The organism is Novosphingobium taihuense (assembly GCF_007830315.1).
Classification (GTDB): domain Bacteria; phylum Pseudomonadota; class Alphaproteobacteria; order Sphingomonadales; family Sphingomonadaceae; genus Novosphingobium; species Novosphingobium taihuense.
Window position 1 is genome coordinate 216,711 of the sequence record NZ_VLKJ01000003.1, and the last position, 20,423, is coordinate 237,133.

The 20,423-nt window shown below is 64.0% G+C and carries 19 protein-coding genes; 13 read left to right on the forward strand and 6 right to left on the reverse strand.

Going from position 1 to position 20,423, the window contains the following annotated elements:
- The first annotated feature begins 87 nt into the window (after nucleotides 1-87).
- The 4 genes from IQ25_RS08270 to IQ25_RS08285 all read left to right on the forward strand — a co-directional run bounded on the left by IQ25_RS08270 (nucleotide 88) and on the right by IQ25_RS08285 (nucleotide 3,095).
- A complete protein-coding gene (locus IQ25_RS08270; RefSeq protein WP_144904657.1) occupies nucleotides 88-1,431 on the forward strand; it encodes a S41 family peptidase in 1,344 nt (447 codons plus the stop codon).
- A 13-nt stretch (nucleotides 1,432-1,444) separates the two neighbouring features.
- Entirely contained in the window at nucleotides 1,445-1,927 is a 483-nt protein-coding gene (locus tag IQ25_RS08275; protein ID WP_144904659.1) for a disulfide bond formation protein B, read from the forward strand.
- Between the two features lies 1 nt (nucleotide 1,928).
- Complete coding sequence (locus tag IQ25_RS08280) at nucleotides 1,929-2,438, forward strand: demethoxyubiquinone hydroxylase family protein (RefSeq protein ID WP_144904660.1); 510 nt, start codon at nucleotides 1,929-1,931, stop codon at nucleotides 2,436-2,438.
- Between the two features lie 81 nt (nucleotides 2,439-2,519).
- Entirely contained in the window at nucleotides 2,520-3,095 is a 576-nt protein-coding gene (locus tag IQ25_RS08285) for a hypothetical protein (RefSeq protein WP_144904662.1), read from the forward strand.
- 53 nt (nucleotides 3,096-3,148) lie between these two features.
- On the opposite strand, the gene fabI is transcribed toward IQ25_RS08285, so the two are convergent.
- The 3 genes from fabI to IQ25_RS08300 are packed head-to-tail and all read right to left on the reverse strand — an operon-like array spanning nucleotide 3,149 to nucleotide 5,970.
- On the reverse strand, nucleotides 3,149-3,952 hold the full coding sequence (fabI, locus tag IQ25_RS08290) for an enoyl-ACP reductase FabI (protein ID WP_144904664.1): 804 nt from the start codon (nucleotides 3,950-3,952) through the stop codon (nucleotides 3,149-3,151).
- Nucleotides 3,949-4,995 (reverse strand): YihY/virulence factor BrkB family protein, encoded by a 1,047-nt coding sequence (locus tag IQ25_RS08295; RefSeq protein WP_144904666.1) that lies wholly within the window; start codon nucleotides 4,993-4,995, stop codon nucleotides 3,949-3,951. The genes fabI and IQ25_RS08295 overlap by 4 nt, the downstream gene beginning before the upstream one ends.
- Nucleotides 4,996-5,010: 15 nt before the next feature.
- Nucleotides 5,011-5,970, reverse strand: a complete 960-nt coding sequence (locus tag IQ25_RS08300) for a DnaJ C-terminal domain-containing protein (protein WP_144904668.1) — start codon at nucleotides 5,968-5,970, stop codon at nucleotides 5,011-5,013.
- Between the two features lie 223 nt (nucleotides 5,971-6,193).
- Between IQ25_RS08300 and pdxH the strand changes: the two genes are divergently transcribed.
- Genes pdxH through IQ25_RS08315 form a run of 3 tightly spaced genes read left to right on the forward strand, consistent with a single transcriptional unit; the run spans nucleotide 6,194 to nucleotide 8,620 of the window.
- Nucleotides 6,194-6,805 (forward strand): pyridoxamine 5'-phosphate oxidase, encoded by a 612-nt coding sequence (pdxH, locus tag IQ25_RS08305; RefSeq protein WP_258536989.1) that lies wholly within the window; start codon nucleotides 6,194-6,196, stop codon nucleotides 6,803-6,805.
- A 10-nt stretch (nucleotides 6,806-6,815) separates the two neighbouring features.
- The gene (locus tag IQ25_RS08310; RefSeq protein ID WP_144904672.1) at nucleotides 6,816-7,808 is read left to right on the forward strand and encodes a cation diffusion facilitator family transporter; all 993 of its coding nucleotides are present in this window, start codon (nucleotides 6,816-6,818) and stop codon (nucleotides 7,806-7,808) included.
- Nucleotides 7,805-8,620: a PhzF family phenazine biosynthesis protein gene (locus IQ25_RS08315; protein WP_144904674.1), complete on the forward strand. Its 816-nt coding sequence runs from the start codon at nucleotides 7,805-7,807 to the stop codon at nucleotides 8,618-8,620. Before IQ25_RS08310 ends, IQ25_RS08315 begins: the two co-directional genes overlap by 4 nt.
- Nucleotides 8,621-8,632: 12 nt before the next feature.
- On the opposite strand, the gene IQ25_RS08320 is transcribed toward IQ25_RS08315, so the two are convergent.
- Nucleotides 8,633-9,757 carry a serine hydrolase domain-containing protein gene (locus IQ25_RS08320; RefSeq protein WP_144904676.1) on the reverse strand — a complete coding sequence of 375 codons (1,125 nt, stop codon included), beginning with the start codon at nucleotides 9,755-9,757 and terminating at the stop codon, nucleotides 8,633-8,635.
- A gap of 32 nt (nucleotides 9,758-9,789) precedes the next feature.
- Between IQ25_RS08320 and IQ25_RS08325 the strand changes: the two genes are divergently transcribed.
- On the forward strand, nucleotides 9,790-10,161 hold the full coding sequence (locus IQ25_RS08325; RefSeq protein WP_144904678.1) for a hypothetical protein: 372 nt from the start codon (nucleotides 9,790-9,792) through the stop codon (nucleotides 10,159-10,161).
- 4 nt (nucleotides 10,162-10,165) lie between these two features.
- Here IQ25_RS08325 and mnmA read toward each other — a convergent pair whose 3' ends face one another.
- The gene (gene mnmA, locus IQ25_RS08330) at nucleotides 10,166-11,305 is read right to left on the reverse strand and encodes a tRNA 2-thiouridine(34) synthase MnmA (RefSeq protein WP_144904680.1); all 1,140 of its coding nucleotides are present in this window, start codon (nucleotides 11,303-11,305) and stop codon (nucleotides 10,166-10,168) included.
- A 528-nt stretch (nucleotides 11,306-11,833) separates the two neighbouring features.
- Between mnmA and sciP the strand changes: the two genes are divergently transcribed.
- The 5 genes from sciP (at nucleotide 11,834) to IQ25_RS08355 (ending at nucleotide 18,690) form a co-directional block, all read left to right on the forward strand.
- Nucleotides 11,834-12,133, forward strand: coding sequence for a CtrA inhibitor SciP (gene sciP, locus IQ25_RS08335; RefSeq protein ID WP_144904682.1), 300 nt, complete (start codon nucleotides 11,834-11,836; stop codon nucleotides 12,131-12,133).
- Between the two features lie 347 nt (nucleotides 12,134-12,480).
- On the forward strand, nucleotides 12,481-13,650 hold the full coding sequence (locus tag IQ25_RS08340; protein WP_144904684.1) for an efflux RND transporter periplasmic adaptor subunit: 1,170 nt from the start codon (nucleotides 12,481-12,483) through the stop codon (nucleotides 13,648-13,650).
- A 9-nt stretch (nucleotides 13,651-13,659) separates the two neighbouring features.
- Complete coding sequence (locus tag IQ25_RS08345) at nucleotides 13,660-16,839, forward strand: efflux RND transporter permease subunit (protein ID WP_144904686.1); 3,180 nt, start codon at nucleotides 13,660-13,662, stop codon at nucleotides 16,837-16,839.
- 58 nt (nucleotides 16,840-16,897) lie between these two features.
- Nucleotides 16,898-18,160, forward strand: a complete 1,263-nt coding sequence (locus IQ25_RS08350; RefSeq protein ID WP_407070590.1) for a DUF445 domain-containing protein — start codon at nucleotides 16,898-16,900, stop codon at nucleotides 18,158-18,160.
- Complete coding sequence (locus IQ25_RS08355) at nucleotides 18,157-18,690, forward strand: GNAT family N-acetyltransferase (RefSeq protein ID WP_144904688.1); 534 nt, start codon at nucleotides 18,157-18,159, stop codon at nucleotides 18,688-18,690. The genes IQ25_RS08350 and IQ25_RS08355 overlap by 4 nt, the downstream gene beginning before the upstream one ends.
- Here IQ25_RS08355 and IQ25_RS08360 read toward each other — a convergent pair.
- A complete protein-coding gene (locus IQ25_RS08360; protein ID WP_258536990.1) occupies nucleotides 18,674-20,341 on the reverse strand; it encodes an ATP-binding protein in 1,668 nt (555 codons plus the stop codon). The genes IQ25_RS08355 and IQ25_RS08360 overlap by 17 nt on opposite strands.
- Nucleotides 20,342-20,423 lie beyond the last annotated feature (82 nt).

Sequence of the window (20,423 nt, forward strand, 5' to 3'; positions counted from 1 at the left end):
CTGTCCCAAAACCTCATCTGGCGTTAATTCATCGCCGGATATAGAACCGTTCCAATGCTTGCCTCTTCGCGAAAGGCCCCCGGGCACATGAAGTTCGCCCCCTTCCTGCGCGCAACCGCGCTCGTCACAGCCGTCGCGCTGATTCCGGTGGCGACCACCGGCCTTGCCGCGGTCGATGCAAAATCCGGCCCGGAATTCGGCAAGCTCATGGCTGTTTATGAGCGGATCAAGTCCAACTATGTCGAGCCTGTTGACGACGACAAGCTGCTCAAGGGCGCGATTGATGGCATGCTCGCCACGCTCGATCCGCACAGCGCCTATCTCGACGCGCGCGATTTCGAGAACCTGCGCACGCAGACCGAAGGCTCCTACGGCGGGCTCGGCCTGTCTGTCACCATGGACGACGGCGCGGTCAAGGTCATCGCGCCGACCAAGGGCAGCCCCGCCGATCTCGCCGGGGTCAAGGCGGGCGACTTCATCACCCATCTTGATGGCAAGCTGATCTACGGCGGCTCGCTCGATGAGGCGGTTGATCAGATGCGCGGCGTTCCCGGCACCCAGATCAAGCTCAGCGTGTTCCGCCCCGGCCGCGACGAGCCTTTCGACGTCACGATCACCCGCAAGATCATCGAGTTGAAGCCCGTCGAACTGGAACTCCAGGGCAACGTCGCGGTGATCTCGGTCTCCAGCTTCAGCGCCGATGTCGGTGCCTCGGTGCAAAGGGCATGGAACGATGCCAAGGCGAAGACCGGCGGCAAGGTCACTGGCCTCGTGCTCGACTTGCGCGGCAATCCGGGCGGCTTGCTCGATGAGGCCGTGGCGCTTTCCGACCTGTTCCTCGATCACGGCACCATCGTTTCGCAGCGCGGTCGCTATGCCCGCGATACCGAAGTCTATCCTGCCGAGATCGATACCAAGGGCGACATCGCCAAGGGCGTGCCGATGATCGTGCTGATCGACGAAGGCTCGGCTTCGGCCTCCGAAATCGTGGCGGGCGCACTGCAGGACCAGCACCGCGCCGTGGTCATGGGCCAGCGTAGCTTCGGCAAGGGCAGCGTCCAGACGCTGATCCCGCTGACTCGCGATACCGCCGTGAAGATCACCACCGCGCGCTACTACACGCCTTCGGGCCGCAGCGTGCAGGAAGGCGGGATCGATCCGGATATCGCCGTGCCGCAGATTTCCGACCCTGACCTGCGCAAGCGCCAGCTGCGTTCCTACCGCGAAAGCGACTTGCGCGGCCACCTGATCAACGAGATCAAGCTCGACGACAAGGATCTCGAAAAGGACAAGGTAGAGGACCCGCGTTTCAAGATGACGCCGGAGGAACTCAAGGCCAAGAACATCAAGGACTTCCAGCTCTATTACGCAGTGCAGACTTTGGGCAGGACTGTTCCGGGTAGCGCTCTTGCCGCCAAGCTGAAGCGGTAATAGGGCACGGCCCATGACCCCGCAGCAGTCCCGTACCGCCGCCTATGCGCTCACCCTGATCGTGCCCGCAGCCCTGATGGGTGGCGCACTGATCTCGCAGTTCGTGTTCGGGCTTTATCCGTGCCAGATGTGCTGGTGGCAGCGCTATCCGCACATCGCCGCGATCGTGTTGGCGCTTCTGGCGCTGACCATGAAAGGGAAGGGTTCCGGCGATCTTTCTGTAACCCTCGCTGCCATTGCCATCGGCATCTCCGGCCTGATCGGTGGCTTCCACGCAGGTGTCGAATATGGCTGGTGGGAAGGCGTCACCGCTTGCTCGACCGTTGCAGGTGGCGGCAATCCGCTTGATGCGATCATGAATGCTCCGGTCGTGCGGTGCGACGTTGCCCCTTGGGACCTCTTCGGGATCAGTCTCGCAGGGTTCAACTTCCTGATCTCGATGACTGGCGCGATCCTTGTCTTCGCGCTGCTCGGCAAGGGCCGCAAGGGAACCTGACATGTCAAAGACCGCTGAAATGCTTCGCGTCGATCAGGCCGGCGAATTCGGCGCGACCCGGATCTACGCAGGCCAGCTTGCGGTCATGGGCAATCGCGGTCCCCATTCGGCAGAGATCGCCGCGATGGCCGAACAGGAAGCCGGGCACCGTGCCAAGTTCGATGCCCTGCTTGCCCGGCGCGGCGTGCGCCCCACCGCGCTGCAGCCGGTATGGTCCGCTGCCGGGTTCGCCTTGGGCGCTGCCACCGCGCTGATCGGCCCGGAAGCCGCCATGGCCTGCACCGCCGCGATCGAGACAGAGATCGACCGGCACTATACCGAACAGCTCGAGGAACTCGGCGACGAGGACCCCGAACTCGCCGGGATGATCCGCGAATTCCGCGACGATGAGCGTGAGCACCGCGATGCCGCGCTGGCGGCAGGCGCGGAGAAGGCCCCGGCATACCCGCTGATGTTCCACGCCATCCGCCTCGGTTGTCGTGCAGCCATCGCGCTTTCCAAGCGGATTTGATACATCGCAGGGAACGCGCGGGCTTCATCTACCATTCAGTGCCCATACCCCCTATATCGGGGTGTGCCTGACCGGAGACATATGATGAAGCGCCTGATCCCTGCCGCCTTGCTGCTTTCTAGTGCGCTTGCTGTCCCTGCTCTTGCGCAAGGCGCCGATCAGGGCCTGATCGATCCGGCAGGTGAGAAGGTCAACCAGCTGATTGTCTATGGCGACGATCCCTGCCCCAAGTCCGAAGGTAACACGATCACCGTCTGCGCACGCAAGGAAGAGGAAGAGCGCTTTCGCATTCCCAAGCCGCTGCGCGACAATCCCAACGCCGCAGTAAACCAAGCATGGAGCCAGCGGGTCAAGGCTTACGAAACGGTCGGCAACTTCGGCACAAATTCGTGCTCTGCCGTGGGTGCAGGCGGTGCCACCGGCTGCCTCAGCAAGCTGATCGACAAGGCCTATGCCGAAAAGCGTAACAGCACCGACGTCCAGTTTGGCAAGCTGATCGAAGAAGAGCGCGCGAAGCGCCTCCAGACCATCGATGCCGATGCCGCAGCAGAGCAGGGCCGGGTAGAGCAGATCGAAAAGGAATACGAAGCCCGCCTGAAGCGCGAGCGCGAACAGGCAGGTGAGCAGGCCACGCCACCAGCGCCAGTGCAGCCCTAAGCTTTCAACTTCGTCATTCCCGCCTGCGCGGGAATGACGAGGCCTGGTTCAAATCACCCCAGAGCGATATCCGGCGCGTCTTCCTGCTTCATGCCGACCGTGTGATAGCCCGCATCCACGTGATGCGTCTCGCCGGTTACGCCCGATGAAAGGTCGGACAGCAAATAGAGCCCAGCGCCACCGACGTCCTCGATAGTCACGTTGCGGCGCAGCGGACTGTTAAGCTCGTTCCACTTGAGGATGTAGCGGAAGTCACCGATGCCGCTGGCGGCCAGTGTCTTGATCGGGCCTGCCGAGATCGCGTTGACGCGCACGCCCGCCGGTCCGCAATCGTTGGCGAGGTATTTCACGCTGGTTTCCAGCGCCGCCTTGGCCACGCCCATGACGTTGTAGTGCGGCACGACCTTTTCGGCGCCGTAGTACGTCAGCGTCAGGATCGAACCGCCATTCGGCATCATCTCGACCGCGCGCTTGGTCACGGCGACCAGGCTGTAGGCCGAGATGTTCATCGTCATCAGGAAGTTGTCGAGCGTGGTGTCGTAGAACTTTCCGCGCAGCTGGTTCTTGTCGGAATAGCCGATGGCGTGGACGATGAAGTCGATCGTCGGCCACTTCGCCTTCAGCGTTTCGAAAGTCTGGTCGAGCGCGTCCATGTCGGACACGTCGCATTCGATCAGGAAGTCGCTGCCAAGGCTGGCTGCCAGTGGGCGCACACGCTTTTCCAGCGCTTCGCCCTGATAGGAAAAGGCCAGTTCTGCGCCATGTTCATGAAGCTGCTTGGCAATGCCCCAGGCGAGCGACTTGTCATTGGCGAGGCCCATGATCAGGCCGCGCTTGCCTTGCATAAGTCCGGTCATGCGTTCTCGTTCTCGCTTCTTGTCTCGTTCCCGGCGCGGCCCTTTTGAACCCGCGCACGATCGTCGGCCTGTCCCAGCATGTCGCGCTCTTCCGGCGTTTCGGCAAGTGCGGCGTTGAGTTCGGCCCCCACGACCATCCCTAAGCCGACCAGCCAGAAAAAGAAAAGGGCGATCATCACCCCGGCAAGGCTACCGTAGGTCAGATCGTATGAGAAAAATGTGCGTAGCGCGGTGGGAAGGGCTGTGGTCACCGCGATCCACCAAGCCGTAACGAACAGCGCGCCCGGCCACTTCGGATAGTCACGCCCGCGATAGGCGCCCGGGGTCAGCGAGATGAACAGCAGCCACAGAGCGCCGTAAAGCACGGCGGCAGGCACGAAGCGCGACAGCGAAAGACTGCCGACGAACGAACCGAACTGCGGCAGGAAGGCTTCGATCACTTCCTGCGCGGCACCGATCAGCACTTGCGCGAAGATCGCCAGCAGGATCAGCACGACCGACCCAATCGTGATACCGGTTGAAGCAAGGCGATAGCGCCAGAAGGCATGTTCCCAGCGCGTGCCATAAGCCCGGCGCAGGATGTCCCGGATCGTCTCGACGAGGCTGCCCACTGTCCACAGGCCGACAATGCCGCCGACCCAAAGCAGCCAGCCGGTCCGAGCCTCGATCACGCTGCGCGCAACCGGCTCGATCGTGGTGGCTACCACCGGAGGCAGGGCGATCAGTACCGTGTCGATGGCAGCGGATCGCTGGCTGGCTTCACCGATGAACGAGAACAGCGCGGCGCCGGTGATGAAGAACGGAAACAGCGCGATCACGATCATGTAGGCAAGATTGCCGGCATGGATCGAACCGTCGTTGAACACGCCGATCCACACGCGCTTGACCACTTCCCATGCGCGGCTCCCGGGTCCGAGCCGCTCACGCGCCTCGGCAAGGCCGGAACGCCAGCGCAGCGCCTCGCGACGCCGCGCTTCCGGCGACAGGTCGGGAAGGTCGACGAGCGGACGGGCCCCCGGCGGTGTTGGGCCGGGAGCGTTCATGCCGGGAGCGTGTCCTCAGACACCAAGTTTGCCACGAAGGTTGCGCATGTCCGCCCAACCCTCGAGACGTGCTTTCAGGTCCCCGTCATCTGCTGGAAGATCAATCTGCAGCGTGACCAGCTGATCGCCGCGCGTGCCGTCCTTGCGGCTGAAGCCCTTGCCCTTGAGGCGCAGCGTGCGCCCGCTGGAACTTCCCGGCGCGACGGTGAGCATCACTGCACCGTCGACCGTCGGCACTTTCACCTTGCTGCCATTCAGCGCTTCGGAAAGGCTGATCGGCAGGTCGAGGCGGATATTGTCACCGTCGCGCTCGTAGAACGGATGGCTGCCGATCTCGATCGTGACTATGGCATCGCCGTTGCCGCCCGGCCCCGACTCGCCCTTGCCGCCAAGACGCATCTGCTGGCCGTTCTCGAGCCCCGCAGGGAGCTTGAGGTCGACCGTCTTGCCGTCTGAAAGGGTGATGCGCTGGTTGGCGCGGGTAGCCGCATCGACGAACGATACCTGCAACCGGTAGTTGACGTTGGCACCCTTGGGCGGAGGACCGCGGCGTGCGCCGCCCATTCCGCCCATGCCACCGCCACCCATGCCCCCACGGCCACCGAACAGGCCCTCAAAAATGTCGCCGATGTCGATGCCTTCCGGCCCGCCGCCGAAGCCGCCCTCGAAACCGCCATCGTGGCGGAAGCCGCCCTGGTTGCCGCGAAACCCTCCGCCGCCACCGCCGAAACCGCCACCGAACGGGCCCATCGGATTTCCGTCGGCATCGATCTCGCCACGGTCGAACTTCGCGCGCTTGTCCTTGTCCGACAGCAGGTCATAGGCGCGGGTGACCTCGGAGAATCGCTCCGTGGCCTTGGGATTGTCCTTGTTTGTGTCCGGGTGCAATTCCTTGGCCAGCTTGCGGTAAGCGGACTTGATGTCCTTCTCGCTCGCGCTGCGCGGAACTCCCAGGATCGAATACGGATCTGCCATGGCGTCCTAGCTAGGGCGCGCAAGGCCTGCCCGCAAGGTTGGCTTTCCTACATTGCTCTGGAGGAGTAGGCCGGAGCCATGCAATTGATCCCGGTCATTGAGAAGCGCCAGAGTTCCAGCAAAGGCACGGACCTCGACGAGCGCGGAAATGACGCCACTTCAGGCCTCCCATCGTTATGCTCTGGACAGTGTAAACAGCGTAAACCCCTTTCAGGAAACTCCCGTGAAGTCTGAACAGAACTCCGACGCGATTCCCCATGCCGATCCCTTCGCGATCTTCGAATCGTGGTTTGCTGAGGCGCAGAAGAGCGAACCCAACGACCCCAACGCCATGGCGCTCGCAACGTCGACGTCCGATGGGCACCCCTCGGTGCGCATGGTGCTCCTGAAGGGCCACGGCCCTCATGGCTTCGTGTTCTACACCAACTTCCTCAGTCGCAAGGGTGGCGAGCTGGCTGCGAATCCCAACGTCGCGCTGCTGTTCCACTGGAAGTCGCTACGTCGCCAGATCCGCATCGAGGGCGCGATTGCCGAGGTTACACCGGAAGAGGCCGACGCCTATTTTGCCAGCCGTCATCCCGAGTCGCGGTTAGGCTCGGCAGCGTCGGAACAGTCTCGTCCTCTGCAGGACCGGCAGGTCTATCTGGATCGAGTCGCGGCGCTGCGCGAGCAGTATCCCGATGGCAACGTGCCGCGCCCGGCGCACTGGTCGGGTTACCGCGTGACGCCTGTTGCGATCGAGTTCTGGCAGGACCGCGACTATCGCCTGCACGAACGCCGCCGCTTCGTCAGCGATGGCGCAGGTGGCTGGACCAGCACCCTGCTTTACCCCTAAGGCGCCCACCATGGACATGACCCGCGCCGACACGCACAACGACCTCAACCGCAAGGCCGCTCTCGCCAGCATTTCTGTGGCGATGCTGCTTGTGGGGTTGAAGGTGTGGGCAGTACTGTCGACCGGGTCGACCGCGATGCTCGGATCGCTGGCGGACACCGCGCTCGATCTGGTGGCAAGCCTCGCCACCCTGCTCGGCGTATGGATCGCCTCGCAGCCCGATGACCACAACCACCGCTTCGGACACGGCAAGGCCGAGGCGCTGGCGGCGATGTTCCAGGTCGTGCTGATTTCGATCTCGGCCATCGGCCTAGCCTTCCGCGCGGTCGGCCAGTTTCTCGGCCAAGCGCAAGTGGCAGAAGCCGAATCGGGTGTGATCGTCTCGACCATTGCACTTGCGGCAACTTTTGCCCTGCTCGCCTATCAGCGCCACGTCATCCGCCAGACCGGCAGTCTCGCGATCAGCACTGACAACGTCCACTACAAATCGGACCTGTTCCTGAACCTTGCGGTGATCGCGGCCCTCGTCATCGATACATATATCGGGATCAAGGGTGCCGACGCGGTCTTCGCCTTCGGCATCGCGCTCTGGCTTGGCTGGGGCGCGTGGGGCGCGTCGCAGGAAGCGATCGAGCAGCTGATGGACCACGAATGGCCGCTGGAAAAGCGCGAGCGCTTCCTCGAAGTCGTTGCCCAGCATCCGGAACTCAAGGGCCTGCACGATTTGCGCACCCGCACCAGCGGCAACCGCGATTTCGTCCAGTTCCACGTCTGGGTCGACGGACGCATGACCGTGACCGAGGCGCATCGTGTTATGGATGAGATCGAGGACAAGCTGACAGCGGAGTTTCCCGGCGTTGAAATCCTCATTCATCCTGATCCGGAGGGGTTGGTCGACGAGGACATGATGGGAGCGGAAAACCTGCTCAGCCCCGGTCCTGACGGCACCAGCCCCGCCATCCTTGCTCAAGGTTCACCAACCACGGGAGCGCCTGCAGCGTGAGCGATTCCAGAGTCCCCTACTTCCACGTCGATGCCTTCACCGCCCGCGCCCTTGGCGGCAATCAGGCGGCGGTGATGATGCTCGAGGCCTGGCCCGACGATGCCACCCTGCAGGCAATCGGCGCGGAAAACATGTTCGCCGAGACCGCGTTCCTCGTGCCGGACCACACCGGATCGGCGGATTTCGAGCTGCGCTGGTTCACACCTGCGGTCGAAGTTGCGATGTGTGGCCACGCTACGCTGGCATCTGGCCATGTCGTGCTGGCGCAGGATCCGATGCGCGGGCGGGTGACCTTTGCCACGCGCAAGGCGGGCATTCTCGAAGTGGCTCGGGACGGCGCTCGCTATGTCCTGTCTCTTCCGGCGGTGCCGACCGCACCGGGCGCTTTCGATGAAGCGGTGCCACTGCTCGGACCGGGCCAGCCGACCGAGGTGTGGCAGTGCGATGGCTACAATCTGTTCCACTATGCCACTGCGGCTGAAGTCCTTGCCCTTGCTCCCGATTTCAAGGCGTTGCTTGCGTTCGGCGACGTGCAGTTCATCGCCACCGCTACCGGAGCGGGCCACACTTCGGGAGCGGACATCGTCAGCCGCGTCTTTGTGCCCGGCGGCGGGATCGACGAGGATGCGGCGACAGGGTCTGCTCATGCCGCGCTGACGCCGTTCTGGGCGGCCAGGTTCGGCCGCAACACCTTCAGCGCCCATCAGGCATCGGCGAGGGGCGCGGACTTCGCCTGTCGTCTCGAAGGGGACCGCGTGCTGCTGGGCGGCGATTGCGTGACCGTGGTCGAGGGGCTGTTCCGTCTGCCCTGATGCTGTCAGGCCTTAACGGTACAGCGAGACGATATCCGCCAGCCCGTCGACAACCGGCGGTAGATTGTCGTCCTGCGTCTTGCCGAGGCGGACGACGGTCAGGCCACGGCTCGGGCTGACCATCACGTATTGGCCGAGATGGCCGATGCACGCGAACAGGTCCTTGGGTCCGCGATCCGGGAAGAGCGAGGCATCGCCGTTCGTCGGCGTGCGATTGAGCCAGATCTGTGCGCCGTACTGGGCCTCGCGTGGAGAAGGCGTGACCATGAACTCGATCCACTGGCGCGGAATGATCTGTGCGCCCTTGACCGATCCCTTGTTGCGCAGGAACTCGCCGAACTTGCCCCAGTCGCGCGCGGTGCCGTGTATCAGCGATCCGCCAACAAGCGTGCCCGAAGCGTCGAATTCAGGGAGCATCGACTTCATGCCCGCCGGTTCGAACAGGCGGGTGCGCAAGTAGTCGGCCACGGCATGGCGGCGGCTTTCGGGATCGGCCGCAGGGCTGAGCACGCGCGCCGCGAGGTCTGCGAGGATCACGCTGGTCGCGGTGGAATACTCGAACTTGCGTCCGGGTTCGGCCTCGAGCGGCTGGTCCTCGGCATAGCGCGCCATGTCGTCGCGCCCGTCGAGGAACAGCATGCGCACCTCGTCCGCTTCATAGACGGGATCTATTGCCTCGGCATGGCGCAGGCCCGAGCGCATCTGCAGAAGCTGCCGCACGGTGATCTCGCCGCGCGGGTCGCCGGGGCGCTGCCATGCCGGCACAGGAGCCGACTGGTCGAGCCGCAGCCGTCCATCCGAAACGAGCATCCCGATCATCACGCCGGTGACCGACTTGGCCATCGACCAGCTCACGAACCGCGTGTTCTCGTGGTAGCCCTCTGCATAGCGCTCGGCCACGATGCGCCCGTTCTTCATCACGATCACCGCGCGCGTCTCGCCCATTTCGGGCGCGAACAGCGCATCGACTGCGCGGGCGAGCTTCTCGCGATCAACGCCGGGCTCCTTGACCACCGCCTTCAGCGCAGCTTCGGACACCGGCGGCGGGCCATCTGGCGCATTCGTCCCCTGCGAACATCCCGCCAGGACTGGCAGCAGCGCAAGGCTGAGGATAAGGGAGAGCGAGCGGCGGGCCATCGGGCCAGTCCTTTCGTCCAGAATCGGTATCCATGGCAACCGGCAACCACAGTTCCCCCACAGCTCCGTCGCTGACCATCGCCCCGCGCCGCAACTGGCGTCTACGCGCTGCGCTGATCGTGGCCGTGTTGCTGGTGGCCTTGCTCGCCACGTTCTGGTCCTCGATCCGGGGCTACGGACAGACCGGGGCGAGCTACGGCGCGCGCGTTGCGTGCTCGTGCCGCTATGCCGGTGGCCGAACGCTTTCGGATTGCCGGAAGGACTTCGAGCCGGGAATGGAGCTAGTGACCCTCAGCGAGGACGCCGAATCGAAGAGCGTGACTGCCCGGTTCGCGCTGATGTTCGCCCAGACTGCAACTTATCGCGAAGGTTCGGGCTGCGTGCTCGAGCCTTGGAAACGCTGAGGCCTCAGTCTTCCCAGCGCTCGGTCGAATCGATCCAGCCGCCGCCGACCACGCGATCGCCGGCATAGACCACCGCCGCCTGCCCGGGGGCGACCCCGTATTCGGGCTGGAGGAAGCGGATGCGCGCGCTGGCGCCTTCACCGAACCGGCCTTCAAGCGTGACCGGCACGGGCTTTGCCAGCGAGCGCACCTTTGCCGTCAGCGGACCGTCAGGGAGGGGGCCGATGCGGTTTGTCTCAGTGATAAGGGCGCTCCCCACGGCCAGCATCGGGCGCGGGCCGACAAGGACGCGACGCGATGGCGCGTCGAGGCCGACAACGTAGAGCGGTTCGGGCTGGCCGCCGATCTCGAGGCCACGGCGCTGGCCCACGGTGTAATGGATGATGCCGCGATGGTGGCCGAGCACTTCTCCACTGGCAGCATGGACGATCTCGCCCGGTGCATCGCCTTCGGGGCGGACGGCGCGAACGATCTTGGCATAGTCACCATCGGGCACAAAGCAGATGTCCTGGCTGTCGGGCTTGGCCGCGACGACCAGCCCCATCTGCTCGGCCATCCGGCGGGTCTCGCTCTTGGGCAGGCCTCCCAGCGGGAAACGCAGGAAATCGAGCTGCGCTTCGGTCGTGCCGTAGAGAAAGTACGACTGGTCCCGTGCAGGATCGAAGGCGCGGTGCAGTTCGGCGCCAGCCGGGCCCATGACACGGCGGACGTAGTGCCCGGTCGCAAGGCAATCGGCACCCAGTTCGCGCGCCATGGCCAGCAGGTCCGTGAACTTGGGCCCCATGTTGCAGCGGACGCAAGGAATGGGAGTGCGGCCATTGAGGTAGTCGTCGGCAAACCGCTCGACCACCTCTTCGCGGAAGCTCGATTCGTGGTCGAACACGTAGTGGGCAATGCCGAGGCGGTCGGCGACAGCTCGGGCATCGCGGATGTCGTCGCCCGCGCAGCATGCACCCTTCCGCCCGGTAGCAGCGCCGTAGTCGTAGAGCTGGAGCGTCACGCCGATCACTTCGGCACCTGTTGACGTTGCAAGACCGGCGACCACGGAGCTGTCGACTCCGCCCGACATGGCAACGACGATTCGCCGGGCCGAAAACGGTCCGGGCAGGTCAAAAAGGTCAACGGGAGCCAAAGTATCGGGCATCGCGCGCCCATAGGCGCTTTTGCTCGGAAGGGCAAAGTGCCCGTGTTGTCGGGGTCTCATGCGGGTTGAGGCGTCCCTTGCGCGATGAACAAATGCTAAATTGGCCCTTTACCGGACCTTAGCCATCTCCTGCCTAGAAGCGTGGCATGGACATGAGCTTCAACGATCCCGGCGGGTTTGCCACAGGTGAGGGCGCCATCGGGCTGCGCCCATTGACGTGGGACGGGCTGTGTGCACGCATTTCCGCTGCTCAGGATTTGCGCCGGGCCCTAACATCTGTTGCGACAAGCCATGGGATGAATGCGTCAGGCGCTGCTACTCCTGTGAGCGGAAGCTTCCACAGGCAGACTGCAGCCTTCATTGCATCGGGAATTCAGGGCGTTCCGCCGCACACGGGGGCAGGTGAACGCGTCGTTAACCCAAACTCTTCAGCGAATGGCAAAGCGAACCCGGGCACACCAGAAAGCCTGATTACAGACAGCCTGGATACAGGGGCGCGGTCCGGCCGCGCCGAAGCATGAGATTCATATGATCGAGAACCAGAAAATCCGCCCGGCACAAGTGATCGGCCCGCTCGGAGAGCCGCTGACGATCGACAGTCTGCCGCCGCCAAATACGACCCGCTGGGTCGTGCGCCGCAAGGCCGAAGTCGTGGCGGCCGTCAATGGCGGGCTACTGACGATCGATGAAGTCTGCGAGCGTTACAGCCTGACGCTTGAAGAGTTTGCCTCGTGGCAGCGGGCGGTTGACCGCTCGGGCATGCAGGGCCTGCGCGTGACACGAATACAGCATTATCGTGATCTCTACGAGCGCCAGCTCAAGTACTGATTGCGCCCACCAGCTCCATCCGCAACGGCCGTTTCCACCCGGAAGCGGCCGTTGTTCTTTTTGGGCGTCTTTCTTGCGCCGCAGCATCCTTGCAAAAGTGGCTCCCCGAATGAGAGAAATGCGTTACAAAAAGTTACAGGTGCAAGAAAGACACGGTCCGAATTTGGGCATAAGTCCTTTGTCGAGACGGAATTGCACCTCGTCGGAAGCAGGTCTATTGCACTCGCTTGGCCTGCCAATACGGCGGGGCCGCGTGCTTGCGGCAAGTGCGTTGCAAATGTAACACACCTACTCGAGTTTGAAGGGGCCGGCCCTCGCCCCGCCATGGGACGAAGGCAGTGACGAACATGAACTACGAAACGACGATCAACGCCGACGGACCGCTCTCACCCGAATTTTCAGGAGGCGAGGGCGAGCAGGGCAACTCACGCCGCCTCTGGATCATCGGAGCGCTGATTGCTGCCGTTCTGGTCGCTGCGTGGTTCTTCATGCACCGTGGCAGTGATGCCGCTGCTGACAGCAAGGGTGCGCAGGCGCAGGTCGTGACCGTGGTGGTCCCGGGTGCGACGACGATCACCGGCACGATCACCGCCAGCGGCACGATCGCAGCCCGTCGCGAAATGCCGGTCGGCGTTGCTGGTGAAGGCGGGCAGATCGTCAGCGTGCTGGTCGATGCGGGTGACTGGGTGAAGGCGGGTCAGGTGCTCGCCGTCATCGACCGCTCGGTGCAGAGCCAGCAGATCGCGAGCCAGGCTGCCAACGTTGAGGTCGCCGCGGCGGACGCGCGCCTCGCTCAGGCCAATCTCGACCGTGCGCTCAAGCTGGTAGAGCGCGGATTCATTTCGAAGGCGGACGTGGACAGGCTGACGGCAACGCGCGATGCGGCCGTGGCCCGGGTCCGCGTGGCGCGGGGAAGCCTCGGTGAACTGGGTGCGCGCGCGGCACGGCTCAACATCGTAGCCCCTGCTTCTGGCCTCGTGCTGACCCGTGCGGCAGAGCCGGGACAGATCGTCAGTTCGGGAAGCGGCGTGCTGTTCTCGATGGCGCGTGACGGTCAGATGGAGATGCAGGCTCGCCTCGCCGAAGCCGATCTCGCCCGGCTGGCCGTCGGTGCTTCGGCCAAGGTCGTCCCGACAGGCTCGGAGCGTACGTTTGATGGTCAGATCTGGCAGCTTTCGCCAACCATCGACCAGACCAGCCGCGAAGGCATCGTCCGCATTGCCCTGCCTTATGATCTTGCGCTGCGCCCGGGCGGCTTTGCCACGGCCACGTTGGCATCGGGAACCGTGACCGCTCCGGTTCTGCCGGAATCAGCGATCCTCAGCGATGACAAGGGCACCTTCGTCTACGTGGTCGGCAGTGATAACAAGGCGGAGCGCCGCCCGGTCAAGACCGGCGAGGTGAGCGCGCAGGGCATCACGGTTATCGAGGGACTGTCGGGTCGTGAGCGCGTGGTGCTGCGGGCAGGCGGCTTCCTCAACCCGGGCGACAAGGTCCAGCCGGTCGTTCAGAAGTAAGGGCTGGCGATGAACTTCCAGAACATCTCGGCCTGGTGCATCCGCAACCCGGTCGTGCCCATCGTCCTGTTCCTCGGGCTGACGCTTGCAGGCATTGTTTCTTTCATGGGAATGAAGGTCCAGGACAACCCGGACATCGAGTTCCCGATCGTCATCGTCCAGATCTCGCAGCCCGGTGCCGCGCCGACCGAGATCGAGAACCAGATTACCCAGCGCGTCGAATCTGCCGTGCGGTCGATTGCCGGCGTCGATACCTTGACGTCCACCGCATCGGAAGGCAGCAGCCAGACGCAGGTGCAGTTCAAGATCGGCCAAGACATCAACGCGGCGGTCAACGAGGTCAAGAACAAGGTTGACCAGATCCGGTCCGACCTGCCCGAAGGCATTCTCGAACCGCAGGTGTTCAAGGTCGAAACGTCGTCGAACCCGATCGCCTACTATGCGGTCGTGGCCGACGACATGACGATCGAGCAGCTGTCGTGGTTCATCGACGATACCATCGCCAAGCGTCTGCTGACCGTGTCCGGCATGGCTGAAGTCAGCCGCTCGGGCGGCGTCAATCGCGAGATTGCCGTCACGCTCAACCCGGCGAAAATGACCGCGCTTGGCGTGACCGCAAGCCAGGTCAACGCAGCGCTGCGCCAGGTCAACATCAATGCGGCGGGCGGCAAGACGGAAGTTGCCGGATCACGCCAGTCCGTGCGCGTGCTGGGCAATGCCAAGACGGCCTATGACTTGTCGCAGACCGAGATTTCACTCTCGGGCAACCGCACGGTGCGACTGGCCGACGTCGCCGACGTGCGCGACGCCTACAGCGAACTCACATCCATCGCCAAGTTCAACAAAAAGGGCGTGGTGACCTTCTCGTTCTCCCGCGCGCGCGGCGAATCCGACGTCTCCGTCTACGACGGGGCGCTGGAGGAAATGAAGAAGATCGAGGCAGAGCAGGGCGGCAAGATCCACTTCGAACTGCTGTTTACCTCGGTCATCCAGACCAAGGACCAGTATCGCTCGTCGATGAACGCGATGGTCGAAGGCGCGGTGCTGGCAGTCGTCGTGGTCTTCCTGTTCCTGCGTGACTGGCGTGCGACGATCGTCTCGGCTCTGGCGATTCCGCTTTCTTCGATACCCACGTTCTGGGTTCTCGACCTGATGGGCTTCACGCTCAACCAGATGTCGCTTCTGGCCCTCGGCCTGGTCGCAGGTGTGCTGGTGGACGATGCGATCGTGGAGATCGAGAACATCGTCAGGCACATGCGAATGGGCAAGTCCGCCTATCAGGCTGCCATCGATGCTGCCGATGAGATCGGCCTCGCGGTGGTTGCCACCACATTCTCGATCGTTGCGGTGTTCTTCCCCGTGGCGCTCATGCCTGGCGTGTCCGGACAGTTCTTCAAGAACTTCGGCCTCACCGTGGTCATTTCAGTTCTGTTCTCCCTTCTCGTCGCACGCATGATCACGCCGATGGTCGCGGCCTACTTCCTGCAGGCGCATGGCGAGGCCGAGCACGGCGGCGGGCCGTGGATGGACAAGTACATGAAGGTGCTGGGCTGGTCGCTCGACACCTCGAAGGCAGCAGCCTACCGCGCCAGGCATCCGCGCCGCCGCTTCCTCGCGCGCTTGCACGATCACCGCATCTGGATGATGGGCATCGGCATTGGCGCTTTCGCCCTGACGATCGTCATGTTCGCCTCGATCCCGGCGCAGTTCTTTCCCGATGCAGACAGCGATTCGAGCACCGTATCCATCGAAATGGTGCCGGGGACGACGCTGCAGCAGACCGAGCGCAAGGTCTCGGAAGTCGTGGCCTTGCTGGCAAAGCAGCAGGAAGTGGAATCGCAGCTCGCATCAGTGCGCGAGGGACGAGCCAACATCTACGTCAATCTCCGCCGCGACCGGGTGAGGACCAGCCTCGATTTCGAACGTGAGCTGACGCCTCAGTTGCAGGCGGTTCCGGACATCCGGGCCAACTTCCAGGCGCAGGGCCCCGGTGGTCCAGGCGGCGGTTCAGGCCGTCCGATCAGCATCATGCTGGCAGGCTCCGATCCGGACCTGCTGCAAAGGACTGCGCAGACGCTGGTCGACCAGATGGGCACGCTGCCGCTGCTGGTTGCTCCGCGCATCAGTGCCGACTTGCGGCGCCCCGAAGTGATCATCAAGCCGCGGCTCGACCTTGCTGCCAACCTTGGCGTCACGACACAGGCGCTGAGCCAGGTCATACGCATCGCGACCCAGGGTGAGATTGACCAGAACAGCGCCAAGTTCTCGCTGTCCGACCGCCAGGTTCCGATCCGCGTGAAGCTGCCCGAATCCTCGCGCCGCGATCTGTCGACGATCGAGAATCTGCCGGTGCCCACGGCCTCCGGCGGTTCGGTCCCGCTTTCGCGGGTGGCGGAGATCGGCTTCGGTTCCGGGCCAACCCAGATCCAGCGCTACAACCAGAGCCGCCGCGTCTTTGTCGGTGCAGACTTGCGGCCCGGCGTGATCAAGGGCGATGCGATGGCAGCCATCGCCAAGCTGCCGATCATGCAGAACCTGCCGCAGGGCGTTTCGAACACGGCAGCAGGCGAGGACAAGTTCCAGGCCGAGCTGATGAAGAACTTCGGAATCGCTGTCGCCTCGGGCATCCTGCTTGTGTTCTCGGTGCTTGTGCTGCTGTACCATCGTTTCATTTCGCCGCTGGTCAACATGGGCTCGTTGTTCCTCGCCCCGCTTGGTGGGTTGCTGGCGATCTGGCTGATGGGTCAGGCCCTGTCGCTGCCGGTGTTCATCGGCATCCTGATGCTGTTCGGCATTGTCGCGAAGAACTCGATCCTGCTGATCGACTTTGCGATCGAGGAAATGGCAACGGGCAAGGACAAGTTGGCTGCCATTACCGAGGCGGGTCACAAGCGCGCGCAACCGATCATCATGACGACCGTGGCAATGGTCGCAGGCATGATCCCGACGGCCGTATCCGTGGGCGGCGATGGTGGATGGCGGGCACCGATGGGCGTTGTCGTGATCGGAGGGCTTACCTTGTCGACCGCTCTGACCCTGCTGATCGTTCCGGCAGGTTTCAGCCTCGCCGATGGCGTCGAGAAGCGCATCGGGCCATGGCTTGCCCGCAAGGTCTTGGGGTACCAGCCGAATGACCGGGCGGACTCGGAGCGGAACGAACCCGTGCGCGAGGCATTACCCGCGGAGTGATCGCAACAACGCCCGAGCCAGCCGGGGCAAGACTCCGGGCCAGCGCGGAATTCACCGCATGACGTCCGGTCGCCTTGCTCCTGGGCTTAAGAGCCCGGCGGATCGTGCGCGCCGGATGCGGGTGGTGGCAACGTCCCTGCTGCTGGCCATGGCCGTGGTCTACGCCCTGACTCGCCATTACGAAGGTCTCCATCCCGCGCTGGGCTTCGTCCGCGCGTTCGCCGAGGCTGCGATGGTCGGTGGCTTGGCTGACTGGTTTGCGGTGACCGCGCTGTTCCGTCATCCGCTCGGCCTGCCGATACCGCACACCGCGATCATCCCAGAGAACAAGGACCGCATCGCCGAGACGATGGCAGCGTTCCTGCAGGCCAATTTCCTCACCCCTCAGGTGGTCGCGCGCCGGATGGGGGCGGTCAACGTGGCCTCAGCCGCTGGCAGCTTCCTTGCCGACCCGCGTACCGGTGAAAGCCGCTTGCGCGATGGTGCGGCGGGATTGCTTGCCGACGTGCTGGAATCGCTCGACCCGGAGGAGCTCGGCGGTCTCGCCAAGGGTGCCTTGCGCGCGCAGTTGGAGAAGCTCGAGCTTGCCCCCCTGCTCGGCCAGCTCCTCGGCGCGGCGATTGCCGACGGTCGGCACATGCCGGTGATCGAGAGCCTGATCCGCAAGGCGGCTGAGACGATCGAGGCCAATGAACCTTTGATCCAGGCGACGATCCACGAGCGTGCGAACACCATCCTGCGCTGGACGGGCCTCGACGAGAAGCTCGCCAACGCGATCCTTGATGGCCTCTACAAGCTGCTGGCCGAGACGCTTGTGGTTCCCGAACATCCCTTGCGCCGCAAGATCGAGGAAGGGCTTGAAACCCTCGCGCACGATCTCATCCATGACGCAGAGCTGCGCGCGAAGGTCGAGCAGATGAAGCACGAGGTTCTTGCCAATCCCGCGTTCGGACGGTGGCTCGATGGTCTGTGGGAGCGGGGCCGCACGCGCTTGCTGCAGATCGTGCGCAATCCGCGCGGAGCGCTGGGCGGACAGTTCGGCGCGAGCCTTGCCGAACTTGGCGGCGCGCTGAAAGACGACGTTCGCCTGCAGCGCGTGGTCAACCGTTTCGCGCGGCGGACCATGGTCGGCGTTTCCACGCGCTACGGCGCCCAGATCGTCCGGCTGGTGTCGGAGACGGTCAAGCGCTGGGATGCGCGCACGGTGACGGACCGGATCGAGGGCGCCGTGGGTCGCGATCTCCAGTTCATCCGCATCAATGGCACGCTTGTCGGCGGGCTCGTTGGCCTCACGCTTCACGCACTGGATCTTGCGCTGTGAACCCTGTCATCGAAACCGCCCGCCTGACCCTCTCCGAACCGGGGCGCGAAGACTATGTGCTCCTGCGTGATCTGGTGTCTGACCCTGAAGTGCACCGCTTCCTCGGACCGCGGCCGGAAGACCCGACCACCGACATGTTCTCGCGGGCCCTGCGCGCAGCAGGCTCGTGGCATTTCTACGGCTACGGCCTGTTCCTTGCACACGAAAGGGCGACAGGCAGCTTCGTCGGCCAGCTCGGCGTGTTCCACTCCATGCGTGGCTTCGGCAAGGGCATGGACGATGTGGTCGAAGCGGGATGGATCGTCGCGCGCGAACACTGGGGCAAGGGTTATGCAAGCGAGGCGATGGAAGCGGCGCTCGCGTGGGTTGAACAGGCGCACGGCGTGTCTCGTGTTGCCTGCATGATCGAGCGCGGAAACGATGCCTCAGTGGCCCTCGCTGAACGGCTCGGCTTCGTCAGATATGGTGAGCACGAGATCGACGAAGACGTGGTCGTCGACCTGTTCGAGAGGATCAGCCCTCGGGGCTGACGTCGCCGAGCAGCCTCGCGGCGCGGCGCTGCAATTCGTCGATCGGGAAGGGCTTGGTCAGGACATCTACCCCCTGCTCCATCGCATCCTTCTGGAGCACCACGCTGTCGGCATAGCCCGTGACGAAGAGGACGCCGAGGCCGGGAATGCGGCGGCGGGCTTCATCGGCGACCTGGCGGCCATTGAGACCGCCCGGCAGCCCGACGTCGGTGACGAGCAGGTCGATCCCTTCGTGACGATCCAGCAATGCCAGCGCTGCCGCGCCATCGGCGGCCTCGATGCAGTTGACGTTGATCAGGCCGAGACCATCGACGATCATCATGCGCACGGTCGGCTCGTCGTCCACCACCAGCACGGTTGCACCCGGCAGCGCTTGGGGCGACCGGCACGTGCCAGCAGGTACCGGGGCCTCGGCCTCTGCATCGTGGCGCGGAAGATAGATTCGCACTTGGGTGCCGTGACCCGGCGTCGAGCGAATGCGGACGAGCCCGTTGCTTTGCCGCGCAAAGCCATAGACCATGGAAAGGCCGAGGCCGGTGCCCTGTCCCGTCGGCTTGGTGGTGAAAAACGGTTCGAACACGCGGTCGAGGTCTTCGGCGGAAATGCCAACGCCTGAATCGCCTACCGTGATGGTCACGTAGTCGCCCGCAGCAAGGCCGCGCTTGTCGGCTTCCTCATCGCACAGCGTGACGTTCAGCGTGGAAATCGACAGTCGGCCGCCGTCGGGCATCGCATCGCGAGCATTGATGCACAAGTTGAGAAGCGCGTTCTCGAGCTGGTTGGCATCGACGAGCGCGGGCCAGAGCGAGGGGGCGAGGTCGGTCTCGACGGTAATCGCTGGCCCCATGGTGCGGCGGACAAGATCGATGAACTCTTCGACCAGACGATTTGCAGGCGTCGCACGTGGCGAAAGCGTCTGTCGCCGGGAGAACGCGAGCAGGCGATGGGTCAGCGCGGCCGCACGCTGCGCGGCCCCGAGACCGGCTTCGACATAGCGCGGAACCTCGCCAGCGCGGCCCTGCTCCACGCGGCGACCGATCAATTCGAACGAACCGGTGATCCCCGCGAGCAGGTTGTTGAAATCGTGCGCGAGGCCTCCGGTCAATTGGCCGACCGCTTCCATCTTCTGCGCCTGGCGCAGGGCGCTCTCGGCAACTTCGCGCTGGGCGAGAGCGTCAGCCACGCGCTGTTCCAGCGTTTCATTGAGCTGGTGCAGTGCGCCTTCGGCGGTGACACGTTCGGTCACGTCCTTGAACAGTACCGCCACGAGCCGGTCCTCGAAGCCGCCAATCCGGAAGGATGACACCTCGAGATGTCGTGCGGTGGCGACCAGTTCATTGCGGAACCGGATCGGCTCGCCGGTGTGGAGGACCTTTCCATAGAAGGCGATCCAGTCGTCCGCCTCGTCCGGAACCATCTGGCGCAAATACTGCCCGACAACATTGGGTATGCCGGTGTGGCGCTCGTAGGCTGGGTTGGCGAGCACTTGGACATAGTCGCTCAACGGGCCGTGCGGGCCATCGACGAATTCGATCACGCAGAACCCGTCTTCCATGTTCTCGAACAGGATGCGGTAAATCTCGCGATCGATTGCTGCGCCACGGGAGGGCCCCGAAGCCGGGATTGTCGCTTCCGCAAACCCGTTCTTCACGGGTGGGCCAGTGTCGGGTTCGTGACGCAGACGGAATTCATCGCTTCTCAAACGCAGCCCATCGCGACTGGTTCCCGGAAAT